General features: G+C 68.1%; 18 protein-coding genes and 7 pseudogenes. 13 read left to right on the top strand and 12 right to left on the bottom strand.

The window, feature by feature from the left end:
* Window positions 1–32: 32 nt before the first annotated feature.
* Window positions 33–359 carry a hypothetical protein gene (locus tag ACHMWU_RS13555; RefSeq protein ID WP_396044431.1) on the top strand — a complete coding sequence of 109 codons (327 nt, stop codon included), beginning with the start codon at window positions 33–35 and terminating at the stop codon, window positions 357–359.
* Window positions 263–1,666, top strand: a complete 1,404-nt coding sequence (locus ACHMWU_RS13550) for an ABC transporter substrate-binding protein (protein WP_396044429.1) — start codon at window positions 263–265, stop codon at window positions 1,664–1,666. The genes ACHMWU_RS13555 and ACHMWU_RS13550 overlap by 97 nt, the downstream gene beginning before the upstream one ends.
* 165 nt (window positions 1,667–1,831) lie before the next feature.
* On the opposite strand, the gene ACHMWU_RS13545 is transcribed toward ACHMWU_RS13550, so the two are convergent.
* The 5 genes and pseudogenes from ACHMWU_RS13545 to ACHMWU_RS13525 all read right to left on the bottom strand — a co-directional run bounded on the left by ACHMWU_RS13545 (window position 1,832) and on the right by ACHMWU_RS13525 (window position 4,997).
* Window positions 1,832–2,143 (bottom strand): ethanolamine ammonia-lyase light chain EutC, encoded by a 312-nt coding sequence (locus ACHMWU_RS13545; RefSeq protein WP_396044427.1) that lies wholly within the window; start codon window positions 2,141–2,143, stop codon window positions 1,832–1,834.
* A 97-nt stretch (window positions 2,144–2,240) separates the two neighbouring features.
* Window positions 2,241–2,525 (bottom strand): annotated as a pseudogene (locus ACHMWU_RS13540) (ethanolamine ammonia-lyase light chain EutC); the annotation flags it as partial.
* Between the two features lie 29 nt (window positions 2,526–2,554).
* A pseudogene (locus tag ACHMWU_RS13535) lies at window positions 2,555–3,900 on the bottom strand (ethanolamine ammonia-lyase subunit EutB).
* 139 nt (window positions 3,901–4,039) lie between these two features.
* The gene (locus tag ACHMWU_RS13530) at window positions 4,040–4,630 is read right to left on the bottom strand and encodes a TetR/AcrR family transcriptional regulator (protein WP_396044425.1); all 591 of its coding nucleotides are present in this window, start codon (window positions 4,628–4,630) and stop codon (window positions 4,040–4,042) included.
* 25 nt (window positions 4,631–4,655) lie between these two features.
* Complete coding sequence (locus tag ACHMWU_RS13525) at window positions 4,656–4,997, bottom strand: hypothetical protein (protein WP_396044423.1); 342 nt, start codon at window positions 4,995–4,997, stop codon at window positions 4,656–4,658.
* A gap of 130 nt (window positions 4,998–5,127) precedes the next feature.
* Between ACHMWU_RS13525 and ACHMWU_RS13520 the strand changes: the two are divergent.
* The 8 genes and pseudogenes from ACHMWU_RS13520 (at window position 5,128) to ACHMWU_RS13485 (ending at window position 11,952) form a co-directional block, all read left to right on the top strand.
* A pseudogene (locus ACHMWU_RS13520) lies at window positions 5,128–5,848 on the top strand (response regulator transcription factor).
* Window positions 5,849–5,959: 111 nt separating this feature from the next.
* Window positions 5,960–7,276, top strand: a complete 1,317-nt coding sequence (locus tag ACHMWU_RS13515; RefSeq protein WP_396046742.1) for an ATP-binding protein — start codon at window positions 5,960–5,962, stop codon at window positions 7,274–7,276.
* Window positions 7,277–7,740: 464 nt separating this feature from the next.
* The gene (locus tag ACHMWU_RS13510) at window positions 7,741–9,393 is read left to right on the top strand and encodes a glycosyltransferase family 39 protein (RefSeq protein WP_396044421.1); all 1,653 of its coding nucleotides are present in this window, start codon (window positions 7,741–7,743) and stop codon (window positions 9,391–9,393) included.
* A pseudogene (locus ACHMWU_RS13505) lies at window positions 9,390–9,794 on the top strand (glycosyltransferase); the annotation flags it as partial. The gene ACHMWU_RS13510 and the pseudogene ACHMWU_RS13505, both read left to right, overlap by 4 nt.
* A 188-nt stretch (window positions 9,795–9,982) precedes the next feature.
* A complete protein-coding gene (locus tag ACHMWU_RS13500; RefSeq protein ID WP_396044419.1) occupies window positions 9,983–10,606 on the top strand; it encodes a GtrA family protein in 624 nt (207 codons plus the stop codon).
* A 60-nt stretch (window positions 10,607–10,666) separates the two neighbouring features.
* Window positions 10,667–10,801 (top strand): annotated as a pseudogene (locus ACHMWU_RS13495) (hypothetical protein); the annotation flags it as partial.
* A 40-nt stretch (window positions 10,802–10,841) separates the two neighbouring features.
* Window positions 10,842–11,402, top strand: a complete 561-nt coding sequence (locus tag ACHMWU_RS13490) for a PspA/IM30 family protein (RefSeq protein WP_396044417.1) — start codon at window positions 10,842–10,844, stop codon at window positions 11,400–11,402.
* A 64-nt stretch (window positions 11,403–11,466) separates the two neighbouring features.
* Entirely contained in the window at window positions 11,467–11,952 is a 486-nt protein-coding gene (locus tag ACHMWU_RS13485; protein WP_396044415.1) for a DUF2505 domain-containing protein, read from the top strand.
* Window positions 11,953–12,046: 94 nt separating this feature from the next.
* On the opposite strand, the gene ACHMWU_RS13480 is transcribed toward ACHMWU_RS13485, so the two are convergent.
* The 5 genes and pseudogenes from ACHMWU_RS13480 to ACHMWU_RS13460 all read right to left on the bottom strand — a co-directional run bounded on the left by ACHMWU_RS13480 (window position 12,047) and on the right by ACHMWU_RS13460 (window position 15,509).
* Window positions 12,047–12,415 (bottom strand): hypothetical protein, encoded by a 369-nt coding sequence (locus ACHMWU_RS13480; protein ID WP_396044413.1) that lies wholly within the window; start codon window positions 12,413–12,415, stop codon window positions 12,047–12,049.
* A complete protein-coding gene (locus ACHMWU_RS13475; RefSeq protein WP_396046740.1) occupies window positions 12,342–12,884 on the bottom strand; it encodes a WS/DGAT domain-containing protein in 543 nt (180 codons plus the stop codon). Before ACHMWU_RS13475 ends, ACHMWU_RS13480 begins: the two co-directional genes overlap by 74 nt.
* A 151-nt stretch (window positions 12,885–13,035) precedes the next feature.
* Window positions 13,036–13,691, bottom strand: a pseudogene (locus ACHMWU_RS13470) (wax ester/triacylglycerol synthase domain-containing protein); the annotation flags it as partial.
* A gap of 94 nt (window positions 13,692–13,785) precedes the next feature.
* A complete protein-coding gene (locus ACHMWU_RS13465; protein ID WP_396044411.1) occupies window positions 13,786–14,529 on the bottom strand; it encodes a CpaE family protein in 744 nt (247 codons plus the stop codon).
* A 410-nt stretch (window positions 14,530–14,939) separates the two neighbouring features.
* Window positions 14,940–15,509, bottom strand: a complete 570-nt coding sequence (locus ACHMWU_RS13460; protein ID WP_396044410.1) for a hypothetical protein — start codon at window positions 15,507–15,509, stop codon at window positions 14,940–14,942.
* 199 nt (window positions 15,510–15,708) lie between these two features.
* On the opposite strand from ACHMWU_RS13460, the gene ACHMWU_RS13455 reads away from it, so the two are divergent.
* Entirely contained in the window at window positions 15,709–15,954 is a 246-nt protein-coding gene (locus ACHMWU_RS13455) for a helix-turn-helix domain-containing protein (protein ID WP_396044408.1), read from the top strand.
* On the opposite strand, the gene ACHMWU_RS13450 is transcribed toward ACHMWU_RS13455, so the two are convergent.
* Window positions 15,938–16,321 carry a hypothetical protein gene (locus tag ACHMWU_RS13450; RefSeq protein ID WP_396044406.1) on the bottom strand — a complete coding sequence of 128 codons (384 nt, stop codon included), beginning with the start codon at window positions 16,319–16,321 and terminating at the stop codon, window positions 15,938–15,940. The genes ACHMWU_RS13455 and ACHMWU_RS13450 overlap by 17 nt on opposite strands.
* 247 nt (window positions 16,322–16,568) lie before the next feature.
* Between ACHMWU_RS13450 and ACHMWU_RS13445 the strand changes: the two genes are divergently transcribed.
* Together ACHMWU_RS13445 and ACHMWU_RS13440 are read left to right on the top strand one after the other, a co-directional pair.
* The gene (locus tag ACHMWU_RS13445; RefSeq protein ID WP_396044404.1) at window positions 16,569–17,276 is read left to right on the top strand and encodes a LysM peptidoglycan-binding domain-containing protein; all 708 of its coding nucleotides are present in this window, start codon (window positions 16,569–16,571) and stop codon (window positions 17,274–17,276) included.
* A complete protein-coding gene (locus tag ACHMWU_RS13440; RefSeq protein WP_396044402.1) occupies window positions 17,248–17,622 on the top strand; it encodes an Rv3235 family protein in 375 nt (124 codons plus the stop codon). Before ACHMWU_RS13445 ends, ACHMWU_RS13440 begins: the two co-directional genes overlap by 29 nt.
* Before the next feature lie 112 nt (window positions 17,623–17,734).
* On the opposite strand, the pseudogene ACHMWU_RS13435 reads toward ACHMWU_RS13440, so the two are convergent.
* A pseudogene (locus ACHMWU_RS13435) lies at window positions 17,735–19,297 on the bottom strand (hypothetical protein).
* Window positions 19,298–19,330 lie beyond the last annotated feature (33 nt).

The following is a 19,330-nucleotide window of genomic DNA, read 5'->3' as shown; positions in this document are numbered from 1 at the left end:
GCCAGCCAGCTCGTCCCGGAGAAGGAGTAGCCGTGTCCCATGCTTCGGCCGCCTCTCCTCGCCCCCAGCAGGTCCACGAGATCGTCATCGATCCCGAGGGCGATCTCTCGAGCGTGCGGGGCATCGGGGCGGCCGAAGCCACCAAGCGGCTCGACGGTCTGGTCGAGATCGCTCGGCGGGCGGGCCAGATCGCAGGACACCTCGAGCTGTCGTTCTTCTGGCGTGGCGAAGGCGGAGAGCCGTCTTCGCCACGGTGCGCAGCATGGCGCACGAGGATCGGACGTCGCTGTCGTGGATCGAGGACGCCTCTATCCCGTACGGTCTCACTGCGCGCGAGCTCGAGGTCGTCACGCTGCTGATCGGCGGGTTGAGCAACAACGAGATCGCAGCTCGCCTCTGGACCAGTCCCCGCACCATCAGCACCCACGTCGAGCGGATCCTCGCCAAGCTCGGCGTCGCCTCTCGGGCCGGAGCGACCAGTGTCGGCCTGGAGGAGAGCCTCCTGGTGCTGCCGGTGCCGGGCGGCCCTGAGGGCTTCGAACGGCTGCTCATGGGCATGCTCAGCACACCCCAGCCCGGCACACCGGCCGAGACGGCACTGCGAGCGGCTCCCTACCGGTCAGGCCGACCCGAACGTCCACGCAGCGGCCGCCGTTCGGTGCGCCGCCCCATCCTTCTGGGCAGCGCGTTCCCGGTGACCGGTGAGATAGCCGAGGACGGCGTCGAGATGGTGCGGGCGACTCAGCTGGCGATCGACGAGCTCAACCAACGCGGTGGCATCGCTGGCCGTGCGGTCGAGCTCGTCAACGTCGATCTCGACATCAAGGATCCGGTGTCGATCGCCCACGCATTCGAAGATCTGGCCGGACAGGACGTCGATGCGATGGTCTCAGGCTATCTCGGAGACCAGGAGGTCGCCCATGAGATCGCGGCCGAGCACCGTGCGCCGTACCTGCATGCGGCCACGCTCGACTCGATGGTGCGACTGGTGGGCGACAATCCGGGACGGTACGGCAACGTCTTCCAGATCTGTCCGAGCGACACCAACTACGGGCCGGGGTTCGTCGACGCGATGACCTACCTGCGTGACAGCGGGCAGCTTCCGGCACGCTCGCGGTCGCTCGCTGTCGTCCGCGGTCGCTGGAAGCTGGGTGATCTCGGCATGACCGAGTCGCTGGAGATGGCCGAGCGCAACGGCTGGCGGATCGACTACATCGCCGACGACGTGCACGGTGAGGACGGCTGGCGTGAGCAGGGCCGCAAGATAGCCGAGCTCGCTCCCGCCGCAGTGATGATCGGCAGCTACTTCGTCAACGAGACCATCTCGTTCATCCGCGAGTTCCTGACGGCCCCTTCACCGACGGTGCTGTATGCGCTGTACGCGCCGTCGATCCCGCGGTTCCGGATCGAGCTGGGCGCGCAGGCAGATGGCCTGCTGTGGGCGACGACGACCGGCACCTACTCAGACCAGGTGGCCCGTCGATTCACCGACCGATACCGCAGCTTCTCGGGCTGTCAGCCCGGGGCGATCTCACGCAGGCATCGCCTACGACCGGGTCCGCATCCTCTCGAACGCCTGGGCCAACGCAGACTCCCCGCGCGACTTCACATCGGTGGCCGAGAGCCTGCGTCAAGGCGTCCATCGCGGGGTCAACGGCGCCTATAGCTTCACCGATGCCGGGCAGTCGGCGCTCGCGTATCCTCTCGCCACACCCGATCCGTCGATCGGCATGGCCCACCTGGTGTTCCAGATCCAGGACAACCGGCAGAAGATCGTGTACCCGACGCCCTACACCGGGGCACGCTTCCGCAGGCCGCCATGGTGGCCGTCCTAGGTCGTCAGCTCGGCCCCTCCGTCCTTGAGGCGCACGCCGGTGCCCCCCAGTCGACGGGCTCCGGCCATCAACGACGCGAGTGTCCGTGCTGCCGTCGCGTGATCCAGGCCGTGCGGCGGACGGATGTTCGAGACGCAGTTGCGGTCCGCATCGGCCATGCCGATGGTCGGCGCCCAGGTGAGATAGGCACCCAGGCTGTCGCTGGCCGACAGCCCCGGTCGTTCGCCCACGAGAACCAGCACCATGCGCGCCCGCAGGGCCACGCCGATGTGGTCTCCGAGCGCGACCCGGGCCTGGACGGCGATCACGGGAGCCGCAAGGGTCGTCGACTGGTCGAGGAGCAGGAGCAGCTGCGGCCAAGACCGGCACGGCCTGCCGCTGGACCGCCGTGGCTGACAATCCGTCGGCCAGGACGACTGCGAGGTCGACAGGCTCACCGGTGGGAAGCGCCGAGCCGGGCCGCCGGCCGAGGTCGGGGCGGGTCAGGTAGGTCGCGCGATCGGGGGCCGCCGAGGTCACCTGGTGCGGAGCGCCCAGACCAAGACCCTTCAGATCTGCCATCAGGGCAGGAACGTCGAGCGGCAGATGTACCGCATCGCGTGCTGCGGCATGGTCGGCGCCGGCCTCGAGCATCGCCTTGGTCGAGACCGCGTTGCCGTGCCGCCCGAGACCGATGCGCGCCGGAGTCATGGACCGCAGCTCGCTCCAGGGGTCCAGGCTCATGATGCCGCCAGGGAGCGCAGCGCGGACGACACGGGGTCCACGGCCCTGATGCCGCCATCTGCCGTGAGCAGTCCTATCCGGTCGAGCCAGTGCTCGAACTCCGGAGCAGTCCGGCGACCAAGCACCTGCCTGACGTAGAGCGCGTCGTGGAAGGACGTGCTCTGGTAGCCGAGCATGACGTCATCGGCTCCCGGCACAGCGATCGCGAAGGTGCATCCTGCCACGCCCAGGAGAGTCAGCAACGTGTCCGTGTCGTCCTGATCAGCCTCGGCGTGGTTCGTGTAGCAGACATCGACCCCCATCGGGACGCCGAGCGGCTTGCCGCAGAAATGGTCCTCGAGCCCGGCGCGAGTGATCTGCTTGCCGTCGTAGAGGTACTCCGGACCGATGAAGCCGACCACCGTGTTGACGATGAACGGGTCGAAGGCGCGGGCCACACCGTAGGCACGCGCCTCCAGCGTCTGCTGGTCGACCGGGTGGCCGCCGGTGCCGAGATGGGCGCCGGCGCTCAAGGCCGATCCCTGTCCAGTCTCGAAGTACATGACGTTGCTGCCCACGGTGCCTCGTTCGAGCGAGCGAGCAGCATCGTTGGCCTCGACCAGCAGCGAGAGCTCGACCCCGAATCCGGCATTGGCGCCTTGCGTGCCGGCGATCGACTGGAAGACCAGATCGACCGGGAGCCCCTTCGCGATCAGGTCGAGGGTCGTGCTCGCATGCGTGAGCACGCACGACTGCGTCGGAATCTCATAGCGTTGGCGCACTTCGTCGATGAACGTCAGCAGCCGCCCGATCGTCTGCGGATTGTCAGATGCCGGGTTGATGCCGATCACTGCGTCGCCACACCCGAGAAGCAGGCCGTCGAGCATCGCCGCAGCGACGCCCACCTGGTCGTCGGCGGGGTGATTGGGCTGCAACCTCGTGGAAAACGTCCCGGAAGGCCGAGCGTGGACCTGAAAGCCGTGACCACGCTGGTCGCCGCAGCAACCGTGATGAGGTCCTGATGACGCATGATCTTGGAGACCGCGGCGACCATCTCCGGGGTCAGACCCCGTGCAATGCTCGCCAGACGGGCTGCTGCTTGCGGCTGTGCCGCAGTCTCCAGCAGCCACTCGCGGAAGCCGCCCACGGTCAGGTGCCGCACCGCGGCGAATGCCTCGACGTCGTGGCTGTCGAGGATGAGCCGGGTGACGTCGTCGGACTCGTACGGGACCACCTGCTCCTCGAGGAACGTGGTCAGCGGCAGGTCCGCCAGCACGAAGCGAGCGGCAGCCCGCTCGGCAGCCGACTCGGCCGCACATCCCGCCAGCACATCGCCCGAGCGCAGCGTGGTGGCCTTGGCCATCAGATCCACGAGCCCGTCGAAGGCGTACGTGCGCCCGTGCAGGACGTGCGAGAACTTCATGAGGGCCTCCTGGCGTCTGCTGACGTCTCGAACCTACGCCGCCGGGCGACCTCGTCGCGTCCGTCAGAAGACGTACGTGTCAGCCTGCGAAGGACGCCAGCAACGGCCGGATCAGCTGCAAGAAGCCGTCCGGACTCGCCTCGCGGTTGGTGACCTGACGCACCGCCACCCCGATCGCGTAGTCGACGGCCGCCTCGGCCAGGACATCGAGTGTCGCATCGTCCACCGCATCGGTGGACACCATCGAACGGACGACGGCGCTGGCCTGCTCGACGGCCGAGTTCTGCCGGGCCGTCTGTGCGGCAGCAAGGCGCGGATCGCTGATCGTGTCGAGCAACAGCTCCAGCTCGAACCGCACCCAGCCGGACGCGGTAGCCGCGGCAGCCCATGAACGGACCTGGTCCAGCACCTGGTCCGGCGAGGAAACCGCTGACACGCTCGCCCCCAGAGCAGCGATCTGCTCGGCCTGGAGTTGCTCGAGCACGCGCAACGCCAGATCTGCCTTGCTGCCGAAGCTCGAGTAGACGATGCCGGTCGTGAAACCGGCCTCCCTGGCGACCGATGCCAAGGACGTCGCGACGTATCCGTCGCGCAGGAAAGCCGTCCGCGCGACATCGAGCACGACCTCGCGATTCTGCTCCTGCACCTGGGCTCGAGTCGGGCGCGTCATGGTCACAGCGTAGCCACGTCACGCCTCAGATCGACGAAGAGTCCGCACTGTCAGCGTCGTCAGGGGTTCCGCCGGGAGCCTGCTGCTGGCCGTCGGACTGTCCTGGCATCGACGGTGGCTGACCCATCCCACCGGGCCGACCACCCGGCTGGCCACCAGGCTGCCCACCAGGCTGCCCACCCTGGCCCGGCAGGTTCCCGCGCAGCTGCCCCGGCCCGCCGCGTCCGTTGTCAGAGCCATTGCCCAACGATCCGAGCGCAGCTCCTGCGCCGACCCCGAGCACCACGGCCGTGACGGCGGAGACGACAAGAGTGCGGGTCGACCAGGCGCGCGCCGGCGAGGAGGTCGTGTCATGAGGTTCTGTCATGACGCCGACCTTGCGCCGGCAACCTGTCTGGAGCCTGTGATCGGCCTCGCCGACGCCTGAGCGAACCATTCACAGGTTCACCACAGCAAACACCCATGCGACTCCCGATCAGGTGACTCACACTGAATACATGGCTTCTTCACTGACCAGGTCTGACGGCTCACCTCTCAGAGTCCTCGTCGTCGACGACGAGATCAACATCGCCGAGCTGCTCCAGATGGCGTTGCGCTACGAAGGCTGGGACATCCAGACGGCGCACACCGGACGCAAGGCCGTCGCCGCGGCCAAGGAGTTCGTGCCCGACGCGATCGTCCTCGACATGATGCTGCCGGACTATGACGGCATGGAGGTGCTGCGCAAGGTGCGGGCGTTCGCCCCCCGACGTCCCCGTGCTGTTCCTGACGGCGCGCGACTCCGTCGAGGACCGGATCGCCGGACTGACCGCCGGCGGTGACGACTACGTGACCAAGCCGTTCAGCCTCGAAGAGGTCATCGCCAGGCTACGGGGTTTGATGCGCCGTGCCGGTGCGCTCGACGCACGCCCCGACAACGTCATCACGGTCGGTGACCTGACGATGGACGAGGACAGCCGTGACGTCACCCGTGCAGGACGTGAGATCGAGCTGACCGCGACCGAGTTCGCTGCCTGCGCTTCCTGATGCGCAATCCCAAGCGCGTCCTGTCGAAGGCACAGATCCTCGACCGGGTGTGGGACTACGACTTCGGCGGCCAAGCCAATGTCGTCGAGCTGTACATCTCGTACCTGCGCAAGAAGATCGAGGCCGGCGACGACGCCCCCCATGATCCACACCAAGCGTGGAGCCGGCTACGTCCTGAAGCCCGCCGAGTAGACCGCGATGCGCACGTTGATGCCGTCATCACTGACGAGCCGGTTGATCCTGACGGTGGTGGCCCTCGTTGCCGTCGCCAGCCTGCTGGTAGCCGGTGCAGTCACGCTCGTCATGAGTCACTACCTGACTGATCGCCTCGATGCGAAGCTCAGCCAGTCGATGGAACGTGCGCAACGCGCGCCGGCCTTCCTGGTCGGCGGCACCGACGACGGTCCCGGAGCTGGTCGCCCCAACCCGGGTCGCGGGCAGGATGTCGGACTGATCACCGTCGTCCCGGGCTACCCCGGATCGATCGTCACCCAGAGCGGCGAAGCACCGCGCATCTCCACCGCCGCACGTGATCTGCTCGCCGACGTCGAACCGGACGGCAAGGCTCATGACATCGACCTGCCGGCCTATGGCTCGTACCGTGTCCTGGCTGAGGAGAGCCCCGACGGCTCGACTTTTGTCGTGGGGCTGCCCCGCGACGATGTCGACGACACGATCTCCAGCCTGATCTGGTGGGAGGTCCTGCTGGCCCTGGGCGCGATCGCTGCTGCGGCGGTGGCGGGTCGGTTCTTGGTGCGGCACCAGCTGCAGCCGCTGCGCGACGTCGCGGCCACGGCCCACGAGGTCACCGCAATGCCCCTGTCGTCCGGCAGTGTCGGGCAGACCGTGCGGGTGCCCGACAACCTGACGGATCCGACGACCGAGGTCGGACAGGTCGGCGAGGCGCTCAACCAGCTGCTCGGTCACGTCGAGGAGGCGCTCGACGCACGCCACGAGAGCGAGCAGCAGGTTCGTCAGTTCCTGGCTGATGCCTCCCACGAGCTGCGCACTCCCCTGTCGACGATCAAGGGATACGCCGAGCTCAGCCGTCGGACCGGACGCGACGACCCTGATCAGATCCTGGCCAAGGTCGAGTCCGAGGCGGGGCGCATGTCGACGCTCGTCGAGGACATGCTGCTGCTGGCCCGCCTCGACGCCGGACGCGATGTCGACCGCCGTCCGGTCGATCTGACCCGGTTGGTCGTCGAAGCAGTCAACGACGCCCGCGTCGTCGACCGCGACCGCACCTGGACGTTCGACGTCCCCGACGAGCCGGTCGTCGTGACCGGTGATGAGCAGCGCCTGCACCAGGCCGTCACGAACCTGCTGACCAATGCGAGCCGGCACACGCCTCCGGAGACCGCGATCGACGTGCGGATCTCGGTCGACGAGACCGTCCGGGTCGACGTCCACGACGACGGCCCCGGTGTCGATCCGGCCTTGCTGCCGACGGTGTTCGAGCGGTTCACCCGGGGAGACTCGTCGCGGACCCGTGCTTCTGGCGGGGCCGGGCTCGGCATGTCCCTGGTCAAGGCCATCATGCACGCCCACCGCGGAGACGCCTCGGTGCGGAGCGCCCCCGGCGACACCACCTTCACCTTGACCCTGCCGCGCGACTAGAACGGGCCACAGGGCTAGAACGGGTCACAGGGACGGCACAGACTGGCCACACCGCCGTGCCAGCGCAGGCATCGACCGTGGAGTCATGAGCCCCACCACCCTTTCGGCGCCGCCGACCGTGCAACGGCACGACGCGGCCACCGTGACCTCCACCGAACCGGCCGCTTCGGCCCGACTGCGTCGTCTGTGGCGCGGGCGGGCCGAGGACTCGCCACTCGTGCGCCCTGCGCTGATCGTGCTCCTCGCTGCCACAGCCCTGCTGTACCTGTGGGACCTCGGAGCATCCGGCTGGGCGAACTCCTTCTACTCCGCGGCAGTGCAGGCCGGGTCGGAGTCGTGGAAGGCCTTCTTCTTCGGCTCTTCCGACGCGGCCAGCTCGATCACCGTCGACAAGACTCCGCTGTCGCTGTGGCCCATGTCGTTGTCGGTACGGATCTTCGGCCTCTCCTCGTGGGCGATGCTGCGTGCCGCAGGCGCTGATGGGCGTCGCGGCGGTCGGACTGCTGTACGCCACGGTGCGACGCACGACGCAGTCGGCCTGGGCCGGACTGATCGCCGGGCTCGTCCTCGCCACGACACCCGTCGCAGCGTTGATGTTCCGCTTCAACAACCCCGATGCGCTGCTGACCCTGCTGCTGATCGGGGCCGTCTACGCCACGATCCGGGCCATCGAGGCGCCTGGACGAGCCGTCCGGTGGCTCGCCTTCGGCGGAGCGCTCGTGGGACTCGCCTTCCTGACCAAGATGCTCCAGGCCTTCCTGGTGCTCCCTCCCCTGGCACTCGTGTACCTCGTGGCGTCCCCGACCTCGATCGGCACCCGCATCAGGCACCTGCTGATCGCGTTCGGCTCGATGATCCTTGCCGCCGGCTGGTGGATCGCGATCGTCGAGCTGTGGCCGGCGTCCAGCCGCCCGTACATCGGCGGATCGCAGAACAACTCGATCCTCGAGCTGACTCTCGGCTACAACGGCTTCGGCCGGTTGAACGGCAACGAGACAGGTTCGGTCGGTGGTGGAGGTGGTTGGGGCGAGACCGGACTGTCTCGGCTGTTCAGCTCTGAGATCGGCGGCCAGATCGCCTGGCTGCTGCCGGCCGCAATCGCGCTGCTGGTCCTCGGTCTGTGGTTCCGCCGCAGCGCCGGCCGCTCGGACCGTCAGCTCACCGGTCTCATCGTCTGGGGAGGATGGCTGCTCGTCACGGGACTGACGTTCAGCCTCATGGCAGGCATCTTCCACGCCTACTACACCGTCGCGCTGGCACCGGCGATCGCTGCACTCGTCGGCATCGGCATCTCCATCGTGTGGGATCACCGCAGCTCGGTCGTTGCCACGCTCGGCGCAGCGTTCGTCATCGCGATGACCGCTGCGATGGCCTTCATGCTGCTGGACCGCACCTCGACGTTCCTGCCGTGGCTGAAGTACGTGATCGTGGTCGTCGGCATCGCTTCTGCCTTCCTGCTGGTGCTGCACCGCCTGCTGCCTCGCCGAGTCGTGATCGCCGTCGCCGTGGCGAGCTTCATCACGATGATCGCCGCCCCAGCGGCCTACGCCATCGACACGGCGACCACACCGCACACCGGTTCGATCCCGTCTGCTGGCCCCAGCACCGGCGGCGGCATGGGTGGCGGGATGGGCGGCGGCATGGGGCGTCCCGGACGCGGCACGCAGCCGACGGGCCAAGGCGCAGGCCAGCCCGGCGGACAACCCCACCGGCACTGGTGGCCCGGGCGGCCAGGGCGGCGCAGGCGGCCTGCTGTCGGGCTCCTCCTCGACCGACCAGATCAACGATCTGCTCACGACGGATGCGGCTCGTACACCTGGGTCGGCGCAGCGATCGGCTCCAACTCGGCGTCCGGCTACCAGCTCGCCACCGAGTTGCCCGTCATGGCGATCGGCGGGTTCAACGGCTCCGACCCGAGTCCGACACTGGCCGAGTTCCAGAAGTACGTCGCCGACGGCGAGATCCACTACTTCATCGCCAGCGGTGCTGGCGGCGGGCGCGGGATGAACGCCGGTGGCAGCACCAGCTCGGCGATCTCCACCTGGGTCGAGGCCAACTTCACGGCGCAGACCGTCGACGGGGTCACCTTGTACGACCTGTCAGGCGGCGTGAAGTGACTGCGTTCGCCGAGCCTGGACCCGCACAGCCCGTCCAGCCGCTCGCGACGACACGGCGTCCGAGCCTCGACATCGTGATCCCGGTCTACAACGAGGAAAGGGCGTTGGTGGGGTCGATCGAGACGCTGCGCGAGAGCCTTCGGGGCCTGCCGTTCGACCACCGGGTGACGATCGCCGACAACGCCAGCACCGATGCGACCAGCCTGCTGGCCCGACAGCTCGCCCACCGGTTCGACGACGTGCAGGTCGTGACGCTGGCCGAGAAGGGGCGCGGCCGGGCACTCAAACGGGCGTGGTCGGACTCCGATGCCGATGTGCTGGTCTACATGGACGTCGACCTGTCGACCGACCTCAACGCCTTGCTTCCGCTCGTCGCGCCGCTGCTGTCGGGGCACTCTGATCTTGCGATCGGATCACGCCTCGCGCGGACCTCGCGGACGACCCGGGGTCCCAAGCGCGAGCCGTCTCGCGGACGTACAACGTCCTGCTGCGAGGTGCCCTGCGCGCCCGGTTCTCCGATGCGCAGTGCGGGTTCAAGGCCATCCGCCGTGATGTGGCCGAGCAGCCTGCCGCTGATCGAGGACGATGAGTGGTTCTTCGACACCGACTGCTGGTCGTCGCCGAACGGGCTGGACTGCGGATCCACGAGGTGCCGGTCGACTGGGTCGACGACCCAGACAGCCGGGTCGACATCGTCCGGACGGCGGCCGCCGACCTGCGCGGCATGGGCCGGCTGGGCTGGGCGCTGCTGCGGGGACGCATCCCACTGGCCGACGTCGCCACCACGGTGGGTCGAGCCACCGCGAGCAGCGCCGGTGGACGGCTGCAGCCCCAGCTCGTCGTGTTCGCCCTGGTCGGCATCTTGTCGACGATCGCGTACGGCGTCCTGTACGTGCTGCTGCGGGGCAGCCTCGGCGCACAGGAGGCCAATGCCCTGGCACTCGCCGTGACAGCCGTCGCCAACACGGCGGCAAACCGGCGTTTCACCTTCGGCCTCCGAGGAGGCAGCGACGTGGTCAAGCACCACGTGCAAGGGCTGCTGGTGTTCGGCTGCGGGCTGGCCGTGACCGCTGGGGCGCTGGCCCTGATGCGTGCCCTGCGGGGTGACGGGCATCCTCTCGTCGAGGTGGCGGTGCTGACGGCAGCCAACCTGTTCGTCACGATCATGCGGTTCGCCCTGATGCGCTGGTGGATCTTCCGTCACCGCACCTGACCGGACAAAAGCCCCTCTGAGCACGACATCAGCGGGACATTGGTTGTCTCGGCTCGCTCGATGCAGCAAGATCGAGTGCGACGGCACCACGCACAGAACGCCGACTTACCGAAAGTGACGACCATGGCTCAGAAACAGTCCATCCTCGGGCGTATCGGGCAGCTGACCCGCGCCAACATCAATTCACTCCTCGACAAGGCCGAGGATCCCGAGAAGATGCTCGACCAGCTCGTGCGTGACTACACCGAACTCGATCGCCGAAGCCCAGGATGCCGTCGCCCAGACGATCGGCAACCTGCGTCTGGCCGAGGCGGACTACGCCGAGGACGTCGCCGCGGTCAAGGAGTGGGGCGCCAAGGCGCTGGCCGCGTCCCAGCGCGCCGACTCGCTGCGCACTGCCGGCCAGGCCGCTGAGGCCGACAAGTTCGATGCTCTGGCCAAGGTCGCGCTGAGCAAGCAGATCAGCTTCGAGGGTGAGGCCAAGGCCGCAGCCCCCCAGATCGCCTCGCAGAACGAGACGGTCGAGCAGCTGAAGACCGGTCTGGTCAACATGCAGGGCAAGCTCAGCGAGCTGAAGACCAAGCGCGACCAGCTGGTGGCTCGTGCCAAGACCGCCGAGGCCCAGGCCAAGGTGCAGGACGCCGTGTCGTCGATCAACGTGCTCGACCCCACGAGCGGCTGTCCCGTTTCGAGGAGAAGGTCCGTCGCGACGAGGCGCAGGTCGCCGGTCAGGCCGAGCTCGCGTCGTCCAGCCTCGACGCCCAGTTCGCCGAGCTGGAGAACGACACCGCCATGACCGAGGTCGAGGCCCGGCTCGCCGAGCTCAAGGCACTTGCCGCTGGCAACCAGGAGGTCACCCCGTGAAGCTCAACGAGAAGTTCAGCTATGACGGCGCGAGTGTCGAGGACGTCTTCGGGCTGCTGTCCGACCAGGCGTTCCGTACCGAGTCGTGTGCCAACCAGGGCGCGACCGACTACGAGGTGACCGTGGTTCCGTCCGGCGACGGCGCGACCGTCACGATCGTCCGCACGCAGGCAGCCGACATGCCCGACTTCGTCAAGAAGCTGACCGGCAGCACCGTGAAGGTCAAGCAGACCGAGGTCTGGAGCGGGCCTGACGGCGACGGCAACCGCACCGCCGACGTCAAGGTCAGCATCATCGGTCAGCCGGCAGAGATGACCGGAAAGGCCGAGCTGTTCGCCCGCGACGGTGGCTCCGACTTCACGGTCGACGGCGACGTCAAGGTGTCGATCCCGTTCATCGGCAAGAAGATCGAGCCCGAGGTCGCCAAGGCCATCAAGTCCTCGCTCCGCGAAGAGGTCGAGTACGGCATGTCCAAGCTCTAATCCACCCCTCACGCTGACGAGGTGGTTATCGCCCCTTGACGAGGTGGTTGTCGCCGGGCGACAACTACCTCGTCGGAGGGCCGTAACTACCTCGTCAGCGGTGGAGGTGGGTGAGGACGGCGTCGAGCTCTTGCGGGGCGTACCAGGCGAGGTCGCCGCTGTCGTCGATGTCGAGATGGAACGACGCGACATCATCGAGCGAGACCGGACCATCAGGATCGTCCAGGTCGACGGCCGCTGCGACGTCTCCGTGCTCGGCGGCCTCCTCGACCGCAGCGAGCTCGTCCTCCTCGTCAGTCGACGCGGCCAAGAAGGCCTCAGCCGGCGTGACGCTCTGCCCCTCCTGCAGCGCAGCCAGCCGTCGCGCGACAGGCTCACGTAGACCCTCATCAGCGCTTCGCCGGACGTTGACGTCCACGCGGCGCACGTGCGCGGCGTCCTTCGACAGTTTCGACCAGTTCAAGCAAGGCGTCCTCGATACATTGAGCCAGGACGTCCACATCAGGCACAGCCTCACGGTCGGCGACGATGCCGAAGAAGACCTTGCTGTTGTACGACGTCACTCCGATCGCCAGGGCACGTTTGCCACTGAGCGGGATACAGGGGTAGACCTCGGCGACGGCCTCGCCGTCGAGGTAGAGCGGGTCTTGCGGACCAGGCACGTTGGTGATGACGATCTGGTGGCCGCGGCCGGCCTCCGCGTCGGCGACGCGCGCGCCGACAGCGTGGAAGGTCGAGGTGGCGAAGCCGGGCAGGGCCGCGAGCTTGTTGGCCGCCACCGCCGAACCGGTCTCGCGATGGTCCTTGAGCGCATACGACACCTGGTGCAGCCGGACGACGGGGTTGGACTCCCCCACGGGCAGCGACAGCAGGTGCCCGCGGACCTTCGAGCCCAAGGACGTCGGCAGCCCGTCCTCGGCCACGACCGACATCGGCACCATCGCCCGAAAAGCTCGTCTTGGCGGTCACCGGCTCGGCACGTGTCAGGATCCAACCGCGGATACCACCGGCGATGACAGCCAGAATCACGTCGTTGACCGTGCCTCCGTGCTCCTCACGCACCCGCCGGAAGTCGTCGAGATCTGCCGCGAGCGAGGCGAACCTGCGGTGTCGGCTCAGCTCGGTCGACAAGACACCGTGCGGGGTCTGCGCCTCTGCTCCGACGACCGGCAGCTGCGGGCCACCCGACCGAGGTTGAGCTCGGCGATCCGCACGGCCTCACCGGGATGACGCAGATTGCGTCTGATCGAGCCGGCGATCAGCTCGGCTGCGTTGGGCTCAGCTCGCGGATTCCACTCCTCGAACGGGATGTCGCGATCGTGCGCGGTCTCCTCCAGCAGCACCTGGGCGAGGTCGACGGTCTCTGACCCGTCGACGAGCGCCTGGTGTGCCTTGAACAGCAGGGCGACGCGGCCACCGGTCAATCCCTCGATCAGGTACAGCTCCCAGAGCGGACGGTCGAGGTCGAGCCGGCGAGCGATGAGCCGTCCGACGAGCTCGTGCAGCGCATCACTCGTGCCGGGCTTCGGCAGGGCCGACCGTCGCACGTGCAGCGAGATGTCGAAGTTCTCGTCATCGACCCACATCGGGGTGCCGAGCGCGCCCGGCACGGGGCGGGCCACCTGCCGGTAGCGCGGCACCAGGTCGATGCGTTCGTTGATGACGTGGATGAGCCGGTCGTAGTCGAGAGGTTTCTCGCCTGCCTCCAGGATGGCCAGCGACGCGATCTGGCGCGGCATCGTGGGGCTGTCCTGGTGCAGGAACATCGCATCCAGCGGGCTCAACCGTTGCATGACTCTCCTTGGGACGTCGTGCCCAAAAGTTACCACCGGGTCATGTGTCGGCGGCTGCAAGGACCGCCCGCGGTGAGACGGCGTCCATCACGGCGGTGGTCAGACCCTCGACGCGCGCGACGAACGGCGACGACGGCACGGCTTCGCGAGCGCTGCGACCGTTCATGACAGCGAGATCCACTCCTGGCTGGTCCAGTGGCAAGAACACCGCGGGCTGCTGGCCGGTCAGCCGGAGCACGGTCGACCGCACCTCCCGCTCGCCCCACCCGAGCGATGGTCGCATCTGGTTGACGACGATGATCGGCGTGGTCACCACCTCACGCAAGTCGTGGAGGCCACGGATGAGCCTGGAGAGCCCGACGGGATCAGGCTTGCCCACGACGACCACCGCATCGGCCAGGTCGAGCACCTGGAGTGCCGTCTGGTTGCGCCCCTGTCCTGGCGCGGATCCGGGTTCGAGGCAGAAGCCGCAGTCGACGACGACCAGGTCGCTGGCGAGCCTCAGCTGGCTCAGGACGACGTCGAGTGCGCCGGGCCGAACTTGCGTCCACATGTCGGCGCGCGGCAGACCGGTCAGCAGCCGCAGCTGCGGGTCGATGTCGAGCAGCTGCTCGACGACCTGGTGCGACCGCCCCTGGTTGACGGTGCGACAGGCCGCGACCAGCCCGCTGACCTCGTCGAGCACGCTGAGCAGCTGCGCCAGCGATCCCCCGTAGGTGTCGGCATCGACGACGACCGTGTCGGTGCCATGCGCGGCGGTCGCGGCGGCCAGCGCGAGCGCCACGGTGCTGCGGCCCGGCGCCCCCTGCAGGCCCCCACACGGCGACGAGAGGTGCGCTCTGCCCGAGCCCTTCCCTGAGCCGTCGTGGTGCTGGCGGGCGTGTCGCGGGCGATCTCGTCGAGCTGCCCCAGCTGCACGATCCGACTGATGCCGACGGTCGAGCACCGTGCGGGGTCTGCCTGCACCGCGGCGACCCTGACGCCAGCCTGTTCGAGCCGGTGGACCGTGTCGACGTCGAGCCCGACCAGGTCGACCGAGACCAGCGCCGCCTGCGCCCGTTCGCCGTCGGCGGTCGCCAGCAGGTCGGCGACGTCGACACAACGCCTCACCAGGCGAACCGTCGTGGACGATTCGAGCCGTGCAGCGCGCGGCTCTCCCAGGCAGCGTCGCCAGCAGCAAGCACGATGTCCATGTCAGGAGACCCGGACGAGAGTCACGTGCCGTGAGGCCACGGTCGCGATGACTCCGTCGGTCAGCCTCGACTCCGCGACGTCGACCAGCACCGTCTGGGCCAAGGCTGTGCCGCCTGCCGCACCGTCGCCGCCTGAGTGCAGGACGCGTACGGACTCGAGCACCTGGATCGCCTGGCTGTCTGCGGTGTCGCCCGGACCGGGGCCGACCCACACGTCAACGAGGTCACCGCGGGCCAGGTCGGACGGTGCAGAGCCCTGGACGACGTTGAGCGGTAGCTGCCCCCGCTTCTGGTCCGAGGCTCGGACGAGCGAGTCCTTCGCGACCAGCGAACCTGCAACCGCCGCGTGCGCCCAGACCAGGTCGTCGAGCGGCTCTGCGAACTCTTCGTCGGTGCGGACATACGTGTCGCCGGTCGAGCCCGACAGCATGACGCGCGCCGGTTCGAGGTCTGATGCCTGCACCTGGTCGCCGGGGGCCACCGACGACCTGACTGACCAGTAGGTGACGCTGTCGTCGTGGGTCGCGGCGAGCCGGGCACCCAGCAGCGTCGCACCCAAGACCAGGAGCACCCCGATCAGCAGTCGGGGGTCCCGCCACGGCCGGACCTGGAGTCGGATCTGCCCCTGGACCGGTCGACCCGGTCCGCGCCAGCCATCATGGTTCGGTTCTACCGATTCGGCCGACATCCGTCCAGCGGTTGCCGAGGATGTCCACATAAACAGTCAGCCGCATGACAACCTTGACACCAGTTCGTGGGAAACTGGGGCCATGTCACCTTCCAGCCCGCGGTTTCTCACGCTGGCGGACGTCGCCGAGATCCTCAACGTGACGGTCCGGCAGGTGTACGCCCTGGTGCGTTCCGGCGATCTGCGTGGCATCCAGATCGGCGGTCGTGGCCAGTGGCGGATCGAGAACGATCAGCTCGAGGACTACATCGCCCGCCAGTACGCCCGGGCCGAGTCGCACGACCTCTCCGACGAAGAGGCACCCGACGAGGTCACGTCCGAGCGCTGACCACCGCGATTGATCGCCACACGACGATCTGGAGGCGCCCTGCCTCGCTGCGGAGCCGGACGAAGTCTTGGCCGACGACGTCGACCGTCCCGTCGCGGGCGGTGCCGTCGAGGAGCCTGATCCGGATCTCCTCACCGGCCTCGCGCAATGCCCGGAACACGTAGCCCCAGCCGAGACGGGCTCCGACGGCGGTGACAGAGTCGGCTCGACGTTGGGCCGAGTGCAGGACGGTGACCGCGTCGACGGCGACGACATGGTCGACAGCGTCACCCCGGGCTGGAGCAGCTGCTCGTTGACGAGTCCGGCGGTCCCTTCGAGACGGCCCGCGCCACGCACCTCCAGGACGATGTGACCACCGGCCAGCCACGCCAGGTCGTCTCGGCCCAGCTTCCGTAACGCAAGCCGCCGACCAGCGCATCGCGTTCTTGCAGCTCCAGATCGGCAGCCTGAGCCTCGAGGTCGTCGAAGAGTCTGTCCCAGCGCACGCCGGCACGTTATCGGAATCCGCCGGCCCCCGACAGTGTCCCCAGCTGCTCGCTCCTTCCCATTGACATTCTGCGCCGTTCGGTCTTTTCTGTAGTCAAACGTCATCAAACGTCATCAAAGGAATACAGATGAAGCTCTCGTGGAGTGGTCGCAGTCTTGTGGCACTGTCGTTGGCAAGCACCTGGCTGCTGGCGCCCGACGCCGCCAGCTACCTGAGCACCCTGCATGGCGCCGAATTTCCCGACGTCCTGCTCGCCGCTGGTGCGCTGACCCAGCTGGGCATCTCGGTCTGGATCCTGGCGACGTGTGGCCTGGCTGTGGCCGGCGGCTCGACCCGCCTCATCCGACTGACGACACCTGCCCTCCTGCGCCAGGCGTTGTTCGTCGGAGCAGCCGGGGTCCTGGCGGTGGCCCCCGCTCACGCCGAACCCCAGCACTCACTCGACGGGCTGCTGCTGCCCGACCGGCCGACCACCACGGCGCGGGTCGCGCCGGCCCACGACACGGGCAGCATCTATGTGCGTCCCGGCGACACGCTCTGGGCCATCGCGGAGCGGTCGTTGCCTGCCGGTGCGTCCGTCGCGGACATCGCCACGGCGACTGCACAATGGCACGCCGCGAACCGCGCCGTGATCGGCCCGCACCCTGATGTCATCTTCCCCGGACAGAAGCCACTCCACCCGTTGGGAAGGACCAGCCATGAGAGCTGCCACGGCGTTGATTGCGCCACCGTTGCACGAGCCGTTCGGTTCGCACCTCGATCCCGGAGCAGGGCAGATTCCGTTGCCTTTTCCAGGAATGAAGCCGGTGCTGCCTGTGCCCATCGAACGCAATGACGCTCAGGTGATCCGCGAACGCGCGGCCCGGTTCATGCAGGCGCTCGTCGAGGTCTTGGCGGGGGTACGTCCAGCACGGCAGATGGCGGCGTGGATGGCGCCCGACGTGTACGCCCAGCTGACCTCGCGTCTCGCCGTCCACGCCCGCGTGCCGCTGAGGGCCCGATCTGGCAGCGGCCCACGGATCGTGTCGGTCCACGTCGCGATGGTCAGTGACGAGGCCGCTGAGATCGCCGGACGGATGGTGCACCGTGGACGCTCTCGCGCCGTCGCCGTCCGACTCGAGCTCCAGACCACCCACCGGGGCGACAAGGTCTGGCGCTGCACAGCCCTAGCCTGGGCCTAAGCCACTCCGCTTCGCCCGACCTGGCCCTCAAGGTGACCATGGCCGAGCGAAGCGAGGCAGGTAACGGGCGAAGCCCGCCGCGACGAAGTCGCGGGCTGCGCGGAGCGCAGCTTTACCTATTGTTCTTGCGCGACTTCCGCTGCTGCTTCGACTTCTGGCGGGCCCGGTTCTTGGCGTTGGCCTGGCGGCGCGCCTCGGTCTCGGCCGGATCTTCGTCGGCCAGCTCGGCGTGCACCTCGGGGTCGCCGTCTTCGCTCGGGGCGGAGTAGGTCAGCGCCTGGGGCGCCGACTTCACACCGAGTCCCTTGGCCGACAGCTGCATCGCCTCGTCGTCATCGTCGTCATCGGCGACCTCGACCTGGACGTCGAGGTTGAACAGGAAGCCGACCGACTCCTCGGCGATACCTTCCATCATGGCGTTGAACAGGTCGAAGCCCTCACGCTGGTACTCGACCAGCGGATCACGCTGCGAGTAGGCGCGCAGGCCGATACCTTCGCGCAGGTAGTCCATCTCGTAGAGGTGCTCACGCCACTTGCGGTCGAGCACGCTGAGGACGACCCGGCGCTCGAGCTCACGGACGACCTCTTCGCCGAGCTCTTCCTCGCGCTTGGCGTAAGCCGCGAGCGCATCGGCCGCGATGCGCTCTGGAGACCGTCGCGGCTGAGTCCTTCACGTCCACCGGCATCGGCCTCGACCTGCTCGATGCTCAGGCTGATCGGGTAGAGCGTGCCGAGCGCGGTCCACAGCTGGTCGCAGCTCCCACTCTTCGGGGAAGCCTTCGGTCGCGCCACCGACGTATGCCTTGATGACGTCTTCGATGTTGGCGGTGACCCAGCCGCGCATGTCCTTGCCCTCGAGCACCTCGCGGCGCTCGGTGTAGATGACGGACCGCTGCGCGCTCATGACGTCGTCGTACTTGAGGATGTTCTTGCGGGTGTCGAAGTTCTGCGCCTCGACCTGCGACTGCGCCGAGGCGATCGCACCGGTGACCCGCTTGTTCTCGATCGGCACGTCATCGGGGATCTTCATGGTCTGCAGGACCCAGTTGACCCAGTCGGCCTTGAACAGGCGCATCAGGTCGTCTTCGAGCGACAGGTAGAAACGGGTCTCGCCCGGGTCGCCCTGACGTCCGGAACGTCCGCGCAGCTGGTTGTCGATGCGGCGTGACTCGTGGCGTTCGGTGCCGATGACGGCCAGGCCGCCGGCTTCGGCGACGGCTTCCTTCTCGGCCTTGACCTGCTGCTCCATCTGCTGGAGCGTGGCGGGCCAGGCTGCCTCGTACGCCTCGGAGTCCTCGAGGGGGTCGAGGCCCTTCTTGCGCAGGGCTGCATCGGCCAAGAACTCGACGCTGCCGCCGAGCATGATGTCGGTGCCACGGCCAGCCATGTTGGTGGCAACCGTCACGGCGCCCTTGTGACCGGCCATCGCGACGATCGCGGCTTCACGGTCGTGCTGCTTGGCGTTGAGCACCTCGTGCGGGACTCCGCGCTTCTTGAGCTGCTTGGAGAGCCGCTCGCTCTTCTCGACGCTGGTCGTGCCGACCAGGATCGGCTGGCCGGTGGCGTGCCGCTCGACGATGTCTTCGACGACGGCGTTGAACTTGGCCTCTTCGGTGCGGTAGACCAGGTCGGGCTGGTCGAGCCGGGCGATGACTCGGTTGGTCGGGATCGGCACGACGCCGGCTTGTAGATCTTGTCGAACTCGGAG

The organism is Aeromicrobium sp. UC242_57, from assembly GCF_044452305.1.
GTDB lineage: Bacteria > Actinomycetota > Actinomycetes > Propionibacteriales > Nocardioidaceae > Aeromicrobium.
Note: the sequence above shows the minus strand (reverse complement) of the source record. Positions and strands in the feature narration are given on the sequence as shown.

What these genes read in the sequence shown, in the direction of transcription:
- ACHMWU_RS13550 (WP_396044429.1), top strand. Translation starts at nt 263, where the DNA reads ATGGCGCACGAGGATCGGACGTCGCTGTCGTGGATCGAGGACGCCTCT.
- ACHMWU_RS13530 (WP_396044425.1), bottom strand. Translation starts at nt 4,630, where the DNA reads ATGACGCGCCCGACTCGAGCCCAGGTGCAGGAGCAGAATCGCGAGGTC.
- ACHMWU_RS13525 (WP_396044423.1), bottom strand. Translation starts at nt 4,997, where the DNA reads ATGACAGAACCTCATGACACGACCTCCTCGCCGGCGCGCGCCTGGTCG.
- ACHMWU_RS13515 (WP_396046742.1), top strand. Translation starts at nt 5,960, where the DNA reads ATGAGTCACTACCTGACTGATCGCCTCGATGCGAAGCTCAGCCAGTCG.
- ACHMWU_RS13475 (WP_396046740.1), bottom strand. Translation starts at nt 12,884, where the DNA reads ATGTCGGTCGTGGCCGAGGACGGGCTGCCGACGTCCTTGGGCTCGAAG.
- ACHMWU_RS13455 (WP_396044408.1), top strand. Translation starts at nt 15,709, where the DNA reads ATGTCACCTTCCAGCCCGCGGTTTCTCACGCTGGCGGACGTCGCCGAG.
- ACHMWU_RS13445 (WP_396044404.1), top strand. Translation starts at nt 16,569, where the DNA reads ATGAAGCTCTCGTGGAGTGGTCGCAGTCTTGTGGCACTGTCGTTGGCA.